At 42.7% G+C, this 18,311-nt stretch carries 17 protein-coding genes; 2 read left to right on the top strand and 15 right to left on the bottom strand.

The features are described 5' to 3' along the window. Nucleotides 1-102: 102 nt before the first annotated feature. Both HCK02_RS07800 and HCK02_RS07795 read right to left on the bottom strand, forming a co-directional pair. Nucleotides 103-531 carry an Ohr family peroxiredoxin gene (locus HCK02_RS07800; RefSeq protein ID WP_167629572.1) on the bottom strand — a complete coding sequence of 143 codons (429 nt, stop codon included), beginning with the start codon at nt 529-531 and terminating at the stop codon, nt 103-105. 51 nt (nt 532-582) lie between these two features. Further along, on the bottom strand, nt 583-1,098 hold the full coding sequence (locus tag HCK02_RS07795; protein ID WP_246215553.1) for a hypothetical protein: 516 nt from the start codon (nt 1,096-1,098) through the stop codon (nt 583-585). 165 nt (nt 1,099-1,263) lie between these two features. On the opposite strand from HCK02_RS07795, the gene HCK02_RS07790 reads away from it, so the two are divergent. Continuing rightward, complete coding sequence (locus tag HCK02_RS07790; protein WP_281348876.1) at nt 1,264-1,764, top strand: shikimate kinase; 501 nt, start codon at nt 1,264-1,266, stop codon at nt 1,762-1,764. Between the two features lie 64 nt (nt 1,765-1,828). On the opposite strand, the gene rlmD is transcribed toward HCK02_RS07790, so the two are convergent. The 10 genes from rlmD to HCK02_RS07740 form a co-directional block, all read right to left on the bottom strand. After that, nucleotides 1,829-3,199 carry a 23S rRNA (uracil(1939)-C(5))-methyltransferase RlmD gene (gene rlmD / locus HCK02_RS07785; protein ID WP_167629570.1) on the bottom strand — a complete coding sequence of 457 codons (1,371 nt, stop codon included), beginning with the start codon at nt 3,197-3,199 and terminating at the stop codon, nt 1,829-1,831. An 81-nt stretch (nt 3,200-3,280) separates the two neighbouring features. Then, entirely contained in the window at nt 3,281-4,036 is a 756-nt protein-coding gene (locus HCK02_RS07780) for a hypothetical protein (RefSeq protein ID WP_167629569.1), read from the bottom strand. Between the two features lie 147 nt (nt 4,037-4,183). Beyond that, complete coding sequence (locus HCK02_RS07775; RefSeq protein WP_167629568.1) at nt 4,184-5,131, bottom strand: diacylglycerol kinase; 948 nt, start codon at nt 5,129-5,131, stop codon at nt 4,184-4,186. 137 nt (nt 5,132-5,268) lie between these two features. Beyond that, on the bottom strand, nt 5,269-6,699 hold the full coding sequence (gatB, locus tag HCK02_RS07770; RefSeq protein WP_167629567.1) for an Asp-tRNA(Asn)/Glu-tRNA(Gln) amidotransferase subunit GatB: 1,431 nt from the start codon (nt 6,697-6,699) through the stop codon (nt 5,269-5,271). A 15-nt stretch (nt 6,700-6,714) separates the two neighbouring features. Continuing rightward, on the bottom strand, nt 6,715-8,166 hold the full coding sequence (gene gatA / locus HCK02_RS07765) for an Asp-tRNA(Asn)/Glu-tRNA(Gln) amidotransferase subunit GatA (RefSeq protein WP_167629566.1): 1,452 nt from the start codon (nt 8,164-8,166) through the stop codon (nt 6,715-6,717). Nucleotides 8,167-8,201: 35 nt separating this feature from the next. Then, entirely contained in the window at nt 8,202-8,495 is a 294-nt protein-coding gene (gene gatC, locus HCK02_RS07760) for an Asp-tRNA(Asn)/Glu-tRNA(Gln) amidotransferase subunit GatC (RefSeq protein WP_167629565.1), read from the bottom strand. Between the two features lie 203 nt (nt 8,496-8,698). After that, nucleotides 8,699-9,817 carry a CamS family sex pheromone protein gene (locus HCK02_RS07755; protein ID WP_167629564.1) on the bottom strand — a complete coding sequence of 373 codons (1,119 nt, stop codon included), beginning with the start codon at nt 9,815-9,817 and terminating at the stop codon, nt 8,699-8,701. A gap of 3 nt (nt 9,818-9,820) precedes the next feature. Next, on the bottom strand, nt 9,821-11,830 hold the full coding sequence (gene ligA, locus HCK02_RS07750; protein ID WP_167629563.1) for an NAD-dependent DNA ligase LigA: 2,010 nt from the start codon (nt 11,828-11,830) through the stop codon (nt 9,821-9,823). 23 nt (nt 11,831-11,853) lie between these two features. After that, nucleotides 11,854-14,049, bottom strand: a complete 2,196-nt coding sequence (gene pcrA / locus HCK02_RS07745; RefSeq protein ID WP_167629562.1) for a DNA helicase PcrA — start codon at nt 14,047-14,049, stop codon at nt 11,854-11,856. A 54-nt stretch (nt 14,050-14,103) separates the two neighbouring features. Beyond that, nucleotides 14,104-14,769 (bottom strand): geranylgeranylglyceryl/heptaprenylglyceryl phosphate synthase, encoded by a 666-nt coding sequence (locus tag HCK02_RS07740; protein ID WP_167629561.1) that lies wholly within the window; start codon nt 14,767-14,769, stop codon nt 14,104-14,106. A gap of 190 nt (nt 14,770-14,959) precedes the next feature. Here HCK02_RS07740 and HCK02_RS07735 point away from each other — a divergent pair, with 190 nt between their 5' ends. Further along, on the top strand, nt 14,960-16,303 hold the full coding sequence (locus tag HCK02_RS07735; protein ID WP_167629560.1) for a sodium-dependent transporter: 1,344 nt from the start codon (nt 14,960-14,962) through the stop codon (nt 16,301-16,303). 47 nt (nt 16,304-16,350) lie between these two features. Here the strand turns inward: HCK02_RS07735 and HCK02_RS07730 are convergent, their stop codons facing one another. From HCK02_RS07730 to purD, 3 genes are all read right to left on the bottom strand, one after another. Further along, nucleotides 16,351-16,605: a hypothetical protein gene (locus tag HCK02_RS07730; protein ID WP_167629546.1), complete on the bottom strand. Its 255-nt coding sequence runs from the start codon at nt 16,603-16,605 to the stop codon at nt 16,351-16,353. 14 nt (nt 16,606-16,619) lie between these two features. Further along, nucleotides 16,620-16,919: a YerC/YecD family TrpR-related protein gene (locus HCK02_RS07725; protein ID WP_167629559.1), complete on the bottom strand. Its 300-nt coding sequence runs from the start codon at nt 16,917-16,919 to the stop codon at nt 16,620-16,622. Nucleotides 16,920-17,041: 122 nt separating this feature from the next. Beyond that, on the bottom strand, nt 17,042-18,301 hold the full coding sequence (gene purD, locus HCK02_RS07720) for a phosphoribosylamine--glycine ligase (protein WP_167629558.1): 1,260 nt from the start codon (nt 18,299-18,301) through the stop codon (nt 17,042-17,044). Between the last annotated feature and the right edge of the window lie 10 nt (nt 18,302-18,311).

The raw sequence follows: 18,311 nt of genomic DNA, 5'->3' as shown, positions 1-18,311 counted from the left end.
AGTCATAACAAAATACACTCCTTCTAAAGTGAACTAGATTTTTTATTCCTAGTGTCTACTTTATAGGGAGTGTATCAAAACCCCAAGTTCTATTTCCACCACTTATTCCGCAATACGCGTTTTAAGCTCCACTTCAATGTTGCCACGAGTGGCTTTCGAGTACGGACACATCTTGTGCGCTTCTTGCATCAAATGTTCCGCTTCTTCACGCGTTGCTTCCGTAATAAAACCTGTGATTTTCGCAGCAAGCTTGTAGCCGCCGTCCGCATCATCATCTTCCATCGCAATTTCCACCGTAATTTCAGCTTTCGCGTTGGATTTATTTTTACGCGCAACCGATTGAAAAGCACTTCCAAAACAAGCCGCATAACCCATCGAGAACAACTCTTCCGGATTCGTACCACCGCCGCCTTCACCTTTAAACGCAACCGGTCTGCTTAGTTCAAATTCCAAATCACTGTTATTCGATGCAACCGTGCCCGCTCTGCCGCCAACACCCGTTGCACTCGTTGTAAAATAAACTTTTCCCATTTGCCTCTCCTCCTCGTCTCGTATAAAGCACTTTACCCGAAGCCGTAGCCCTTAAAACGAAGCCGGCTGTTTTTCTTCAGGAAAAGGCGCCACATTTTCCACTTTTCCGCCAAACTCAGCGATGCAAAATTTAATGAGCGCTTCCAGCTCCAAAAGATCAAGCTCACTATCATAAGCCGTAATATCCCAAGCAAGCTCCGATTGCCCCTTAATTTCCGTATAAAGCACCAACCTACCATAACTAAAAAGTCGAACCTTCGGGCGTACTACTTTCGCCTCAAAAACCGCATCCCAAGGCTCAAAATCTCCGCGATAACCAATCCCCTCTTGACTAAGTTCAATGGTTGGCATCACATTAAGCAATCTAAAAAACGGGCGTAACACAAATATCGCGAGAAAAATCATCAAAATGATTTCCTCCGTTCCCGTAACCCCTTTCAAATGGCTGAATAGTAAATAAAGCAAAATACTCACAGCCAGTGACAATAAAACATTTGAAAAAACGAGTCGTTTATTCACATAAAGTTTCACCTTGTCCCCAGCTAAAATCTTTGATTGCAAATTCATGATTTCTCCTCTCCAACAGGCTTACCTTCATTGTACACCAAAAAAGCGTGCTACAAAAGAGCCCTATCCAAAAAAGACTATTTACGCGCCAAACAACCTCGCAAACCACTCCATCCTATGGTAAAATACCTTTAACTAAAGCAGTAACGAAGGGAGCGACTTCCAATTCAATCGATCATCCTAATTGGTTTTATGGCTTCAGGAAAAACGACTGTTGGTGAACTACTTGCCAAAAAAAGGGGCATGCCATTTGTCGACATTGACCGAGCTATTGAAGCCGAAGAACAAAAAAACATCACAACGATCTTTTCCGAATTTGGCGAACCTTACTTTCGCCAACTCGAACAGCAAAAACTTTCCGAATTCGAAACAAGTGCTGCAGTCATTTCAACAGGAGGCGGTGTCATCACAACCGAAGCCACGCGCGCTTTTTTAAAACAACATCCAGCCACAATTATTTATTTAAAAACAAGTCCAGCTACCTTTCTAAGACGACTAAAAGGCGACGAAACGAGACCGCTTGCCAAAAACCAAACACCTGAAGAAATCGAGCAATTATTTCACTCACGCGAAGCCCATTATGAAGCAGTCGCGAGTTTTAGTATCGAAACGGATTGTCTCAGCCCACTTGAGATCGTCTCTGAAATCCAAGCACAGTTATCCTAATACAAAAAGCCGTTTTGGACGAATCCAATCATTCGTCCAAAACGGCTTTTCTATTTCAAGCTTGTTAATGAGCCACGCGTTCAAGTGCCACGACATTTTCAATATGCGTCGTCATCGGAAACATATCAACAGGTTGAACGCTCCCTGCTTGATAGCCGCCATCTTCCAAGATCCGCAAATCACGGGCAAGTGTGCTCGGCTCACAAGACACATAAACAACACGCTTCGGTTTCATCGCAAGAATCGTTTCAAGAAGCTTCTCATCACAGCCTTTACGAGGAGGATCCACAACGATCACATCCGCTTTAATGCCTTCTTCATACCAGCGCGGAATCACTTCTTCTGCTTTCCCCGTCTCAAATATCGCATTATCTAGCTGATTCAGTTCCGCATTGCGCCGCGCATCTTGAATCGCCGCGTCAACGATTTCAACCCCGTAAACTTTGTTCGCTTGCTTTGCAAGGCAAAGTGAAATCGAACCAATGCCACAATAAGCATCAATCACCGTTTCCTGCCCCGTCAGCCCAGCAGCTTCAAGCGCTTTCGCATATAACACTTCCGTCTGCTCCGGGTTTACCTGATAAAAACTTTTCGCCGAAATCGCAAATTGAATGCCGTGAATCGTGTCCGTGATCCGTTCTTTTCCGTCTAACACACGCGTTTTCTCTCCGAAAATCACATTGGTTTTATGCGGATTGACATTTTGCACCACAGAAGCAAGCCCATCAATTCGTTTTTTCAAAGCTTCAAGCACTTCTGCAAGAAACGGAAAGTCTTCCGTCCGCGTAATGAGAACGAGCATAAGTTCATTCGTTGAGCGACTGACACGCGTCATGATGTGGCGCAAGAACCCTTTGTGCCGAATTTCGTCATACGGTTCAATTTGAAAAAGTTCCATCACATCGCGCACCGCCCGAACAGCCTCGTCACTCCGCTCATCTTGAATCAAGCAGGCATCCATATCGATAATATCGTGTGTGCGCTTTTGATAAAATCCAGCCGCAATTCGCCCATCAATTGTGCCAACCGGAACCTGTGACTTATTGCGGTAGCGAAACGGATTGTCCATCCCAAGCACCGGCTTCACGCAAGCTTCAATTTTCCCAATCCGGCGCATCACTTGCTCTACGCTATGACGCTTAAATTCAAGTTGACCTGCATAAGATAAGTGTTGCAACTGACAACCGCCGCATTTATCGTAAACCGGACAAGGTGGCTCCACTCGGTCCTTACTTGCTTCCTTTAACTCCATTAACCGACCAAATCCGAATTTCTTATTCAACTTCACAACTTTAATCTCTGCACGTTCCCCAACAAGCGTATTAGGAATAAACAGCGGATACCCATCCACTTTAGCAACGCCGCTACCATCGTGCGTCAAGTCCTCAATCCAAACATCCAGCAGCTGATTCTTCTTCAGTTGGCCCATTTCCAAAGCACTTCATCCTTCCTCATCTTTCCATTCCCATATTATAACGTAATCCGCATCAAAAAAACAGGACATTTCGCCCTGTTTCTACTTCATCACATATTCAATCCCGATCGGTTCATCAATTTGTACCTCTTCTTCACTTTTAAAAATAAGCAAAGAATTTTTTTCTACCGTAAAGTCATAATGGAAAGACTTCGCATGAGCTTCAATTTTTTTATAATCCGCACTAAACGAATCATCCATATCCAATTTCCCAGAAGATACATTCATTTTGAGAATATCAACAGCATCCTTCGCAAGATCATCCGAATATTCAACTGGAAGCGTTGTTTCTACCGCCCAGTCCTCATTCTTTCTCGTCATCTCAATCGCCTTGCTCGCTGATTGAATCCTTCTTTCCCCCGCTTTAATCCGGTAATTCGATAAGCCTTTATAACCGTGTTCCACCGGGAAAAGATAACGTTCATTATTTAAATAATCGGCCACTCGGTCAGCTTCAATTCGAAGCCGGTATTTTTTCATTCCTTTAAAATCAGAATCCTCATCAGCCATTTGTTTGAGCAGCTGCGCATCCTCTACTTCAATTTGCAAATCGCCATCCCCGACGATTTTCACTGACGTGCCTTTTCTCTGTGGTACAAAGTGAATATCATTTGTAAGTGGAATTTCCGTCTTGGCATCCACCCAAGTCTTATTGCTCGTAATGAGATCCTCACTTGTCGCCGTTTTTTCGATTTCATCAGCTTGTACGTGCCAAAAAGCGAATGTGACCGCCCCTCCTAAAAGAAGTGCCGCAAAAGAAGCGCCTAATATTCGTTTTATCGGTTTGGTTTTTTTCAAAGCTTTTCACACCTACTTTCTTACCTTAGAACTTCCCCATTATAATGCTTTTTCAGAAATAATACAAACATATGACAAAAAAGACAACTATTTTACTAGATAGCTCCGTCATTAGTCCCGTTACTTCACAAAAAGTCTAGAGGAAGATTACTCAGATAAGAGACCCGCCTTTTCATCTTGGTCAAGATCAGCGGCAGGAATAGCTTCCACATCAGCAAAAAACTCAATATGTTGATTTAAATTTTCAAAGACCATCGGCGTTTCGCCACCTAATTCTCCGTCTAAATTGATTAACATTTTTTGTTCAGAAGTCACCACAACTTTTTGAGATTTAACGTAAATCACATTGGGCTCCTTAATATGATCGCCACGAAGGGCAAGCGTAACCAGACGAATAAACTCAGGCAAATTGACTTTTTTCAAAATAATCAATGAAAATTTCCCGTCATCGAGTTTCGCATCTGGTGCGATTTTCTCAAAGCCCCCGATGGAGTTGGTTAACCCAAGTAAGAAGCACATCGCTTCTCCTTCAAATACCCCCTCATCATATTCAATCCGCACTTTAGTCGCTTTAATCGAAGGTAGCATCTCAATTCCTTTTAAATAATAAGCAAGCTGCCCGAGCATCGTTTTAAGTTTGCTTGGAACATCATAAGTAAGCTCTGTGATCCGGCCACCGCCGCCGATATTAATAAAATATGTGCCGTTTGCTTTCCCAATATCCATCGCAACTGAATCGCCTTTTGCAATCAGTTCCGTTGCTTTAATGACATCACGAGGAACGTGGAGGGCACGTGCAAAGTCATTTGTCGTTCCCGTTGGAATAATCCCTACTTTTGGCCGGTAATCCTGCTCAGCAATACCATTAATCACTTCATTAATCGTACCATCTCCACCCGCGGCAACAACTAAATCATATCGTTCAGCAACCGCAAGCTTGGCTTCTCGCTCCGCGTCTCCCGGTTCAGGCGTCGTCGCATGCGCAGAAGTCACATAGCCAGCATCTTCCAAAATCATCAGCACATTTGCTAAATTTTTTTTAATAATTTCCCGACCAGATGTCGGATTATAGATCACACGGGCTCTCTTCGCCATGTAGTTCATCCTCTCTTACAAAACAAAAATACGATTGCTCATTCAACCGATTTTCTTCACACCAACAGTTTCATTATAGCAAAAAACAGCAGGTTTAAAAAGAAAAAGAAGGAAGCTAGTTGCCTCCTTCTTCCAGTTTAACGTTTATTCATTTCTTCTAGTAAGATCTTATTTACCATTGGCGGATTTGCTTGCCCTTTTGTCGCTTTCATCACTTGACCGACAAGAAAACCTACAGCACGATCTTTTCCGTTCTTATAATCTTCAATCGACTGCGCGTTATTATCCAAAATACCCGAAATAATTTTACGCAACTCGCCTTCATCTGAAATTTGAACAAGTCCTTTCGCTTTCACGACTTCTTCAGCATCGCCACCATTTTGAGCGAGTTCACGGAAGACTTTCTTAGCGATCTTCGAAGAAATTGTCCCATTTTCAATCAACTTGACCATTCCAGCAAGGTTTTCCGGTGTGAGCCCTGTTTCATGAAGTTCTTTTTGTTCAGCATTCAAATACGCTGAAACTTCGCCCATCAGCCAGTTCGAGATTTGCTTCGCATCGGCTCCAAGTTTGATGGCTGCTTCAAAGAAATCAGACATTTCTTTTGTAAGCGTCAGAACCATCGCGTCATAAGCAGGCAAACCAAGCTCTTCTACATAACGTACACGACGTTTATCTGGCAGCTCAGGAATTTCACTGCGAATGCGTTCCATCCAAGCTTCATCGATATACAAATCAACAAGATCCGGTTCTGGGAAGTAACGGTAATCATCCGAACCTTCTTTAACACGCATCAACGTCGTTTTTCCAGTCGCTTCTTCAAAACGACGTGTTTCTTGCTCGATGATTCCACCAGCCATTAGTACTTCCGCTTGACGTTTTTCTTCGTATTCAATGCCTTTACGAACGTTGTTAAAGGAGTTCAAATTCTTAAGCTCTGTTTTCACGCCAAATTCCTCTTGCCCAACTGGACGAATCGAAATGTTCGCGTCACAACGCATCGAACCTTCTTCCATCTTCACATCAGAAACACCCGTATATTGAATGATCGATTTCAATTTTTCAAGATAAGCATACGCTTCCTCAGCCGAGCGAATATCCGGCTCAGAAACAATTTCAATAAGTGGCGTTCCTTGACGATTAATATCCACAAGCGAGTAGCCATGTGATGTATGCGTATTTTTCCCAGCATCTTCCTCTAAGTGAAGACGCGTAATCCCAATTTTTTTTGTTTTGCCGCCTACTTCAATTTCAATCCAGCCATGTTCACCGATTGGCTTATCGAATTGGGAAATTTGATAAGCTTTCGGATTATCTGGATAGAAATAGTTTTTACGGTCAAATTTCGTATGGCGGGCAATTTCACAGTTGATTGCCATTGCTGCTTTCATTCCAAATTCAACAGCGCGCTTGTTAAGAACCGGAAGAACTCCTGGCATCCCTAAGTCTACAACCGTCGTATTCGTATTCGGTTCTGCCCCGAAATGTGCAGGAGCAGAAGAAAAGATCTTCGATTCAGTTTTCAGTTCAACGTGGACCTCAAGCCCAATTACCGTTTCAAAATTCATGTTCCAACCGCTCCTTTATAATGATGGTTTTTCGTTATGGAAAGTCGTTTCTTGTTCAAAAGCGTGTGCCGCGTTGTAGATACGACCTTCCTCAAAGTGATTACCGATAATTTGTAAGCCGACAGGAAGACCTTCGCTAAATCCGCATGGAACAGAGATAGCTGGCAAGCCAGCCAAATTGATTGGAATCGTCAATAAGTCATTTTGATACATCGTGATCGGGTCGTGAATCATCCCATCAATATTAAATGCCGTTGTTGGCGTACTTGGCCCGATAATCACATCAAAGTCCGCGAACACCTTCTCAAAATCTTGTTTAATTAGCGTCCGAACTTGCTGCGCTTTCTTGTAATAAGCATCGTAGTAACCCGAACTTAGCGAGTAAGTCCCAAGCATAATCCGACGTTTCACTTCATCGCCAAAGCCTTCGGATCTTGTCAATTTATAAAGCTCATCAAGTGTTTCTGCTTTTTCAGAACGGTACCCATAACGAACACCATCAAAGCGAGAAAGGTTTGAGGAAGCTTCACTGGATGCAAGAATGTAGTAACTTGCAACGCCATATTCAGAGTGTGGTAAAGAAACTTCTTCCACAGTCGCACCCAATTTTTTAAACGTTTCAAGCGCTTCAAGCACCGCTTTTTTTACGCCTTCTTGAACGCCATCGCCAAGATACTCTTTTGGTACACCGATTCTAAGTCCTTTCACATCACCCGTCAAATACTTCGAAAAGTCTTCAACTGGTTTATCAATCGAAGTCGAATCATTTTCATCTACGCCAGAAATCGCTTGTAATAAATAAGCATTGTCTTCAACAGTACGCGTAATCGGACCAATTTGGTCAAGCGAAGAAGCGAACGCAATCAAGCCAAAACGTGAAACACGTCCATATGTAGGCTTCATTCCTACGACCCCACAAAAAGCAGCCGGTTGACGAATCGAGCCACCCGTATCCGATCCAAGTGAGAATAACACTTCAGAAGCCGCAACCGCAGCCGCGCTACCACCAGATGAGCCGCCGGGAACTTTCGAAAGATCCCACGGATTATAAGTTTTATGGAAATAAGAGGTTTCCGTCGATGACCCCATCGCGAATTCATCCATATTCAGTTTCCCAATATTAATCACTTGAGCCGCTTTCAATTTATGCATAACTGTCGCATCATAAATCGGATCAAAATTATATAAAATTTTACTTGCAGCCGTTGTGCGCAAATTGTTCGTCACAATGTTATCTTTAATCCCGATCGGAAGACCAGCGAGCATATTGTTCGGATCAATTCCAGCATCAGTCATTTCCTCTGCGACATCAAAAGCTGTTTCTTTATTTAAAGTAATAAAAGCGCCGACTTTATCTTCGACAGCTTCAATTCGATCAAAAGATTCTTTCACCAGATCAAATGGGGAAATTTCTTTTTTCACGAGCAAGTCGTGTAAGTTTTTCACTGAATGATCAAAGTATCCCAAAATAAATTCCCTCCTAAATGAATCCATTCATTAATTTATTCTTCAATAATAGTCGGTACCTTAAACATACCGTCTTGCGTATCAGGAGCATTGCGTAGAACCTTTTCACGTTTCAATCCTGGTTTCGCTACATCTTCGCGCAACACATTCGAGACTTCAATCGCATGTGAAGTTGGTTCCACGTTTTGCGTATCGAGTTCATTTAGTTTTTCAACCATTTCAATGATTTTATCAAGCTGCGTGGCAAAAGTCCCCGCTTCCTCATTAGAAACTTCAAGTTTCGCCAAATTTGCGACCTTCAAAACCGTGTCTTCAGAAATATTCGTCAAGATGCCATCCTCCTTTTCCAGTTTTTCCATCAATGCTAAAATTATATCACAACTTACTCCCACTTGCGATACGAAAAACGGCAAGAAACAAAAGAAAGCATTACACTAAAATTATTTCCTCTTGCTATAAATACGCCTAGAAGGCACTGTAAATCTTCACAAACAAAAACTGGTTAGCGCTCCGCTAACCAGTTTTAATTCCATTAATCATAAATATGTGCAGTCGCTGCTTTATCACTTGGACTTCTTGTAATAAGAGCTGCTGGGCCATCTGTTGTTGAGATATTGATTTGAATATCTGCACCGCCAGGTAAATGCTTACCAACAAGGTCTGTAATATATTGCGTGAAGCCAATAATTTCAGCTTGTCCGTAGAATTGCAGCGGAATATCAATATCCAGTTCAGCCATTTCACCATTTTCATAGCGAGCACGCCCAACAACACCAGTGAAGTTTGGATAATAAGATTCGATGTCAGCTTTGAAGTTTAGGAAATTATCATTATCCGATTTATGATCACTGTTTGCCTCTGTTGAAGGCAAGACATAATTCTTTTCTTTGATCGTTTTAAAATTCGACAAGCTTGCGCCATCAGCCGTTGCATAAGCCATATAATTGCCTGGTGCTACAGCATCACGCTTCCCTTGCTTATAAATCGCAATCGTAACCGGAACATTTTCAAGTCCTTTTGTTTTACGAATTCGTTCTAAAACAGCCTGTGCCATCGTTTTCCCTTGCTCAAGCAGTGTAGAATCACTAATCCCTTGCTCAAAAGTATCGCCATATTTTTCTTTTTGGTAGTAATCAACTGAGTTCATTGCAAGCGCGATCGAAACCCCACCAAGCGATACACTATCCTTATCCGTTTGTTTCAAATAATCTTGTTCTAAAATATGCGCTAAATAAATCGGATTTCGATCATCCCCAAAGCCATTATCGACAGGGTTCAATCCTTCTTTATTTTTGTCACTTTTTCGACCAAGCCAAGAAGTAAGCGTTTCTTTATCGAGATATTGCCCTTCTTGGAAAAGATATTCATCCGGGGAATACTCTTCTTGTGAAACCCGCATCAAGCCCGTTTCCAATTGATTGATGTCATAACGCGAATAAATATTCGAAACGACAAGACCACGGGACTTACTTGCTTTATAAGGTAACACCGTCTTGTAATAATTAGACGAAATCTGATTTTTGGTCATAATACCAGTTTCGCTTTTTTTCTTTTCGCCTTTTTGTACAACCTCTTCATCAGAAGAAAGCTTCGGCGCACATCCTGCCAAAACAAGCAGTAAACTTGCGATGACTATTAAAAGTTTTTTCATTGATTAAATTTCACCCTCATCCGGTAAGTATTCCATAAGGTCAAGTTCCGACCAGACAGGAATGCCGAGTTCCTCTGCTTTTGTAAGCTTCGAACCTGCATCACTACCTGCAACAACAACATCTGTTTTCTTGCTGACACTTCCTGAAACATTGCCGCCTAGTTTTTCAATTAGCGCCTTCGCATCATTTCGCGTCATCTGTTCCAATTTCCCAGTTAAAACAACCGTTTTCCCAGCGAATACTAAATCTTCTTCTGGAATATCCTCTCGCCTTGGTCCCGTATAAGTCATATTGACGCCAGCTCGTTCAAGTTCAGAAAGCAGGGCATGGACTTCTTCATTTTCAAAATAAGTCACAAGGCTATCTGCCATCTTTTCACCGATATCTGCCGTTTCCGTAAGCGTTTCTTTATCCGCCACACGAAGCGCGTCCATCGTTTCAAACTTTAATGCAAGCGTTCGAGCAGCTTTTTCACCCACATGACGAATCCCAAGCCCAAACAACAGTCTTTCCAGCGAATTCGATTTACTATTTTCAATCGATTGAAGCAAATTCGAAACGGATTTTTCTCCCATTCGTTCTAATTCTAACAGTTTTTCTTTCGATAGGAAATATAAATCTGCAACATCGTGAATCAACTGATGAGAAAACAGCTGCACGACAACCTTTTCGCCGAGTCCATCAATATTCATCGCATTCCGCGAAACAAAGTGAATCAATCCCTCTTTAATTTGAGCAGGACACTTTGGATTAATACAACGCAGAGCTACTTCTTCCTCTAAGCGCACCAGTTCACTCTGACAAGCGGGACAAGTTTCAGGCATATGGAAAGTGACTTCATTTCCCGTTCGTTTTTCTGGAATACTTCGAATAACTTCTGGGATGATGTCGCCCGCTTTTTTCACAACGACCGTATCGCCCACGCGAATATCTTTTTCATGAATCAAATCCTCGTTATGAAGCGAAGCTCGACTAACCGTTGTTCCCGCAAGCTGCACTGGATCTAAAACAGCAGTTGGCGTAACCACTCCCGTTCGTCCAACGTTTAACTCAATCTTTTCGAGTTTCGTTTCCGCTTCTTCTGCAGGAAACTTATAAGCGATCGACCAGCGCGGCGTCTTGATGCGCGCTCCCATCTCTTCCTGTTGAGCGAGGTCATTTAGTTTGATAACAATACCGTCAATATCATAATCAAGTGACTCCCGTTTTTGCGTCCATTCCTCAATATAAGCAAAAACTTCATCCATCGTTTTGCAAACTCGGCGTTCCTTGTTCGTTCTAAGTCCCAGCTCACCCAATTTGTCCAGCCCATCACTATGACGCAAGACACCCATCTCACCAAAATCAGCTACCGCATAAAGAAAAATATCCAAATTTCTCGAAGCCGCAATTTTAGTATCCAGTTGTCTAAGCGATCCAGCAGCTGCATTCCGCGGATTGGCAAATTCTGGAAGCCCGTCTTCTTCTCGCTTTTCATTTAACTTCACAAAAGAACGCTTCGGCATATATGCTTCGCCGCGCACTTCGATGGAAAAAGGCTCCTTAAGCTTCATCGGAATCGAGCGAATCGTGCGCAAGTTGGCCGTAATATCTTCCCCAACAGAACCATCGCCACGCGTCGCACCACGCTTGTAACGCCCATTTTCATATTCAAGAGAAACCGCGAGCCCATCAATTTTAAGCTCACACATATATTCCCGATTTTCTCCTACTTTTTCACGAACCCGCCGGTCAAAATCAAGCAAATCTTGTTCGTTAAACGCATTCGCCAAGCTTAGCATAGGAATTTTGTGTTCTACTTTTTCAAAGCCTTCCAAAACTTCGCCACCAACACGCTGAGAAGGCGAATCGCTCGTGACCCAACCTGGGTGCTTTGCTTCAAGCTGCAATAGTTCCTGCATTAACTTATCATATTCTGCATCCTCAACCGTAGGATTATCCATTACATAATACTCATAGCTATATTCATCCAAAACACGAATGATATCTTCATAGCGTTTTTTTTCATCCATTTTCAAGGTCCACCCATTTCTTACTAGACTTTTTCAATTGGCGCAAATTCTGCAAGCAGCCGTTTAATACCAACTGGACTTTCAAAAGCAATATCTAACTCCATATTACTTCCCTCGCCTTTCACGCTAACAACCGTTCCTGTTCCCCACTTCTTGTGCTTCGCTTTATCCCCAACATTCCAGCCAAGGTTAGCCGCACCAGAGCTCTTATAAACAGAAGTTGTCCGTCTCTCAGGTGTTCGTTTAAATGGCATTTCTTTTAATTTATTTTCATGACCCATTTCAAGCAAATCTTGCGGGATTTCCCCGATAAAGCACGACTCCGCATTGGCCGTGCTTCGTCCAAAAAGCATCCGCGAATATGCGCTCGTCAAATATAACTCTTCTTCGGCACGCGTGATTCCCACATAAGCCAGCCGTCTTTCCTCTTCCATTTCGTCTTCTTCAAACAGCGCACGAGAATGAGGGAATATCCCCTCTTCCATCCCGACTAAAAAGACAACTGGAAACTCTAGACCTTTCGCCGAGTGAAGCGTCATCAGCGTTACCGCACCGCTATTTTCATCTTCCGCATTATCAAGCTGATCGACATCTGCTACAAGTGCCAAGTCCGTTAAAAAGGCGATCAATGATTTATCTTCACTTTCCTTTTCAAAGTTTTGCGTGACCGACATAAACTCATCAATATTTTCAAGCCGCGTTTGTGCTTCAATCGTTCGTTCATTTTTAAGCATCGTCCGGTAGCCAGTTTTTTCGAGCACCTCTTCAACGAGTTCCGTCACCGATAAATAATCTTGCATTTTCGTAAATCCTTTGACAAGATCATAAAATTCGACTAATTGTTTACTGATTTTAGCAGAAAGCCCTGCAAGTTCAATTCGTTCGAGCACTTCAAAATAAGTTAAATCATAAGCCGCAGCGGTTTGTGCAATCTTATCAAGTGATCCAGCGCCGACACCACGTTTCGGCACATTAACAATTCGTGTCAAACTAATGTCATCATCATTATTCGAAATCAAACGCAAATATGCTAAAATATCCTTGATTTCTTTTCGGTCATAGAACTTTGTTCCGCCAACCATCGTATACGCCATGCTTGATTTCATGAAAAATTCTTCCATCACCCGCGACTGCGCATTGGTCCGGTAAAGCACCGCAAAATCAGAAAGCGGTCTAGACTCATTTTGCACTTCTTCTTGAATCTTACTAACGACATACGAAGCCTCTTCTTTTTCCGTTAGCGCCTTGTGGTAAAAGATCTTCTTACCTTCTTGATTTTTCGTCCACAATTTTTTAGGTTTCCGGTTTCCATTATTTTCAATCACACGGTTAGCCGCTTCTAAAATCCGCTGTGTCGAACGATAATTTTCCTCCAGTAAAATCGTTTTCGCATCCGGATAATCCTTTTCAAACGAAAGAATATTCGAAATGTCCGCACCTCGCCAACCATAAATCGACTGATCCGAATCCCCCACCACACAAATATTTTGAAGCCGCTCAGCAAGCATCTTCACAAGCAAATATTGCGCATGGTTCGTATCTTGGTACTCATCCACATGAATATACTGAAACTTACGTCCATAATAATCAAGCACTTCCGGTACCCGTTCAAAGAGCTGAATCGTCACCATGATCAAGTCATCAAAATCAAGCGCTTGATTTTTCTTCAGTTTCTTTTCATAAGCCTCATAAACCTCAGCCACCATATTGTCATAATAGCTGCTCGCTTCTTTCTTGTACTCTTTTGCCGTCATCAGTTCATTTTTGGCATTACTGATCGAAGCTAGAATGCCACGCGGCTCAAACTTTTTCGCATCAATATTCTTATCCTTCAAAATACCTTTAATCACCGAAAGCTGATCGCCGCTATCCAAAATCGTAAAGTTTCGTTCATAACCAATCCGGTCGATATCTCGCCGCAAAATCCGCACGCACATCGAGTGAAACGTCGAAATCCAAATCGATTCCGCAACGCCGCCAAGCAAGCCAACAATCCTTGCTTTCATTTCCCGCGCCGCCTTATTCGTAAACGTAATCGCCAAAATATTATACGGATTCACGCCTCTTTCCTTAATCAAATAAGCAATCCGGTGCGTCAAAACCCGTGTCTTCCCACTTCCGGCTCCCGCCATAATCAAAAGCGGACCTTCCGTCGTTTCAACCGCTCTTTTTTGTTCCGGATTCAAACCCGCCACTAACTGCTCACTTTCTAATTGCATCTTCTCCACCACCATACAAACATTTGTTCTTTATTTTATCATATTTCGATTCATTTACCTAGTGATTTCTGCCGTTTTCAAAGCCTCACTAAAATTTTCATAAATTAAATTTCCCACTACGATTACATCCGCAAATTCCGCCATAAAACGCGCATCACGAACCGAACGAATTCCGCCGCCATACCAGAGTTCCGTTTCCTGAAGCTTCTCCTTCACGTACCTGACAAGCGAAGCATCGCCAAGTTTCCCGCTATACTCCAAATAAAACACCGGTAATTGCAAGAAGCGCTCCGCGAGTTCGGCATACGCCGCCACATCTTCCTTCGAAAGCGCTGCGTTCGCCTTAGTCAACTGAGCCACCTTCGCCTCGCCGTTTAAAACCATATACCCAACAGGCTGAATCTGCTTAAACGGTACATGCGGAGAAAACCGTTTGAGTGCCTCACTAAACTGACCCACGATAAAGTTGCTATCCGGAGAATTTAAAACCAGCGGAACCAAAAACTGATCCGCAAACGGAAGCACCATCTGAGCATGACTCAACTCCAAAAAAAGCGCCTTATCCGTTCCCATAAAACGTTCATAACAAAAAGCCGCATTTTCAGCCGTCACATGATCCGTTCCACCAATAATGAACCCATCCGTATCGCTATTTAGCAAAGCCTCGACCTCTGGATCTGAAAGAACCTTCGCAGGATCAATTTTAAAAAAATGTCTCATTCAGGAACGTCTCCTTCAGCTTTTAGTCATCAATAATTTATTATAGCATTAGTTCCAACTATCTTCATCCTTTCCAGAAACAATTTAACTTTTTTTGTACTTTTTTTAAAAATTTTTAAAAAATACCTTTTCTAAGTTTTCATTTTTTGATATTATAGAAAGTACTTTAACTAGATAAAGGAGGAATAATGTGGAAAAAAGGGAAACATGGGGTTCCAAACTCGGATTTATATTAGCTTCTGCCGGCTCGGCGATAGGGATTGGAGCGATCTGGAAACTTCCTTACGTAGCTGCTACAGCAGGAGGAGGATCCTTTTTTATCCTCTTCCTTCTACTAACGGTGTTTATCGTTTTACCCGTGCTAATTTCGGAATTCATTATCGGGCGAAGCTCGAAAGCGGATGCAATCACAGCCTACAAAAAACTAGCACCTGGAACTAAATGGAACTGGCTCGGAAAAATGGGCGTAGTTGGTGCAAGTATCCTATTTTCTTTTTATAGTGTTGTCGGAGGCTGGATCATTACCTATCTAATCAAAGCATTTTCGCTTTCACTAAGCGGCCTTACACAACCCGAATTACTTGAAGAATTTGGAAAAACGACTGCAAACCCTTATATTTCGATTCTTGCAACGTTCGCTTTTATTGCCCTCAATGTTATTGTTATTCGTCGAGGGGTTGTCTCGGGCATCGAAAAAATGAATAAATTCATGATGCCTGCTTTATTCATTTTATTTGTTGTTTTGATCATTCGCTCGCTGACACTTGACGGAGCCATGGCAGGGGTCGAATTTTTCTTAAAACCTGATTTTGGCGCTATCACCGGTCGCACCGTCTTGATCGCGCTTGGACAAGCTTTCTTCTCTTTGAGCGTTGGCTTATCCGTTATGGTAACCTATAGTTCTTACCTAAGCCGATCCGTCAGTTTGCCGCAATCAGCCGCATCCGTTGCCTTAATGAATCTTGGCGTCTCGCTTCTAGCAGGACTAGCCATTTTTCCAGCAACCTTTGCACTCGATATCAAACCAGATGCTGGTCCCGGACTTTTGTTTGTGATTCTTCCCTCGATTTTCAGTCAACTGCCGTTCGGAACTTTTTTCTTCATCATCTTTTTGATTTTGTTTCTGTTCGCAGCACTCACATCAAGCTTTTCACTACTTGAAGTAATCGTTGCACCACTTATGGCACAAGGAACGTCCCGCAAGAAAGCGAGCACCTTGACAGGCCTTGTCATTATGCTCCTTGCCATCCCGTCAGCCCTTAGTTTTGGCGTATTCGCTAATATCCACATTTTCGGGCTAAGCTTTTTTGACCTTGCCGACTATCTTGTTTCCAACCTTCTGCTTCCAATCGGAGCACTACTCATCTCGATTTTCGTTGGCTTCAGAATGCCGCGCAAAGTACTTCTCGAAGAGTTCCAAGCCGGAAGCAAAATCAGCTACAAAATCTTTATCATTTGGTTGTTCCTAATCAAATTCATTGCCCCAATCGGCATCATATTTGTCTTCTTATACGCAATCGGAATCCTCAAATAACCCAAAAAGGTTCTGAAACGAAACTCGTTTCAGAACCTTTTTTAAATTCAAAGTGCCATCACAACTAAACTTGTAAGACAAATCGCAAATCCCGAAAGACCAATGGATGTCCCGACAAAACTTTTTGCGCGTAAATTGATAAAAGAAATCGCCAAAAAGCCAATAATGAACACCCAGTGCCATAGTACGCTAAAGGTGAGCGGCTCGCGCATAATCACCATATTTCCGATCATAAAAAGAGCAGCAGCACCCAAAAAAGCAGCAATCAAGATTCGTAAGCCTCGAAATGGTTTCTGTTCCAAAAAAAGCCTCCCCGCTACTTCCCGTCTTGTTTCATGCGTTCAAAAACTTTGCCGTACATGTCATTCCCATAATTCAGTGAACGCTTCACACGAGAAATCGTCGCCGTACTTGCTCCCGTTTCCGCTTCAATCACATTGTACGTCTTTCCTTCCGAAAGCATCTTCGCTACCTGAAAACGTTGCGCCATGGACTGAATTTCATTAACCGTACAAACATCATCAAAAAAGGCATAACACTCTTCAAGCGTTTCAAGCTTTAAAACCCCTTGAAAAAAGGCATCCAGACCTTCCCCTCGAATTTTCTCTATTTGCATACGAAAACCTCCGTTTTTAGTGTTTATACTCTATACTTTCATATTTTAACGTACCAACGTGTAAAAAACAATTGTTTCGAAAAAAAGAGACCCAGCCAAACTGCTAAATCTCTCTTTTCATCTTACTCCGCCTTTGAACCAATGTCAATTCGGTAAAAGAAGTTCGGATTATCCAATTTTTTCATTTCCTCATACAACATAAGCCTTGCTTCTTGCATCGATTCTGCTTCCGTTTCAAGCAAGAGAATTCTTCCACCAGCAGAAGCAAGCGTTCCCTCTTGCCACTTCGTCCCCGCATGATAAACATGAACAGTTTCCGTTAAATCCTCCAGCCCAGTAAGTTCATGCCCCGTCTCGTAATGATCGGGATAGCCCGCACTAGCGAGAACAATTCCAAGCGTAACCCCAGACGTTTTAAAGCGAACATCTGGCTTTTCATCATTTAACAGCTTTTGAATCACTTCCGCAAAGTCACTTTCAAGGCGCGGCAATACCACTTGTGTTTCTGGATCTCCGAAACGTGCATTAAATTCAATCACTTTCGGCCCCGAACTCGTTGCAATCAGTCCAGCATAAAGCACGCCACGAAAAGCACGACCTTCTGCTACAAGCCCCCGTGCAGCTGGTTTTAAAATCGCATCAATCGCTTCTTGCACGAGCTTTTCAGAAATCTGCGGGACTGGCGAATAAGCACCCATGCCACCCGTATTTGGCCCCTTATCTCCATCATAAGCACGCTTGTGATCTTGAGCGATTTCCATCGGATAAACTTCTTCTCCGTTCACAAAAGCCATCAACGAAAATTCTTCTCCTTCCAAGAATTCCTCCAAAATAACTTTTTCCGCTGCCGAACCAAACTTATCTTCAAGCATCATTTCCTTGAGCGCAAGCGTAGCTTCTTCAAGCGTCATCGCGACTGCGACCCCTTTTCCAGCAGCAAGTCCGTCCGCTTTAATAACAATCGGTGCTCCTTGCACGTCCAAGTATGCTTTTGCCGCGTCATACTCCGTAAAAGTCTTAGAAGTCGCTGTTTGAATCTGATATTTTTTCATAAACGATTTCGCAAAATCCTTACTTCCTTCAATCAAAGCCGCTTTTTTTCTCGGACCAAAAGCTTGTAATCCAGCCGCCTCGAAATCATCCACAACGCCTAAAAGAAGCGGGACTTCTGGACCCACAATAGAAAAGTCAACGTGTTCTACTTTCGCAAAAGCGATCAAATTTTCCGAATCCGTTTCCGGAACTTTCACGCACTGAATGCCATCTGCTTCCATTCCCGCATTTCCCGGTGCACAAAAAACCGTCTCCACCTGATCAGATTCTAACAACTTTTTAGCAACCGCATGTTCCCGACCGCCGCCTCCAATAACCAAGACTTTCATTTTTGACACA

This window comes from Listeria valentina (assembly GCF_011800755.1).
In the GTDB taxonomy this organism is placed as follows: domain Bacteria; phylum Bacillota; class Bacilli; order Lactobacillales; family Listeriaceae; genus Listeria; species Listeria valentina.
The sequence above is the reverse complement of the archived record's forward strand: the minus strand, read 5'-3'. Positions and strand labels throughout refer to the sequence as shown.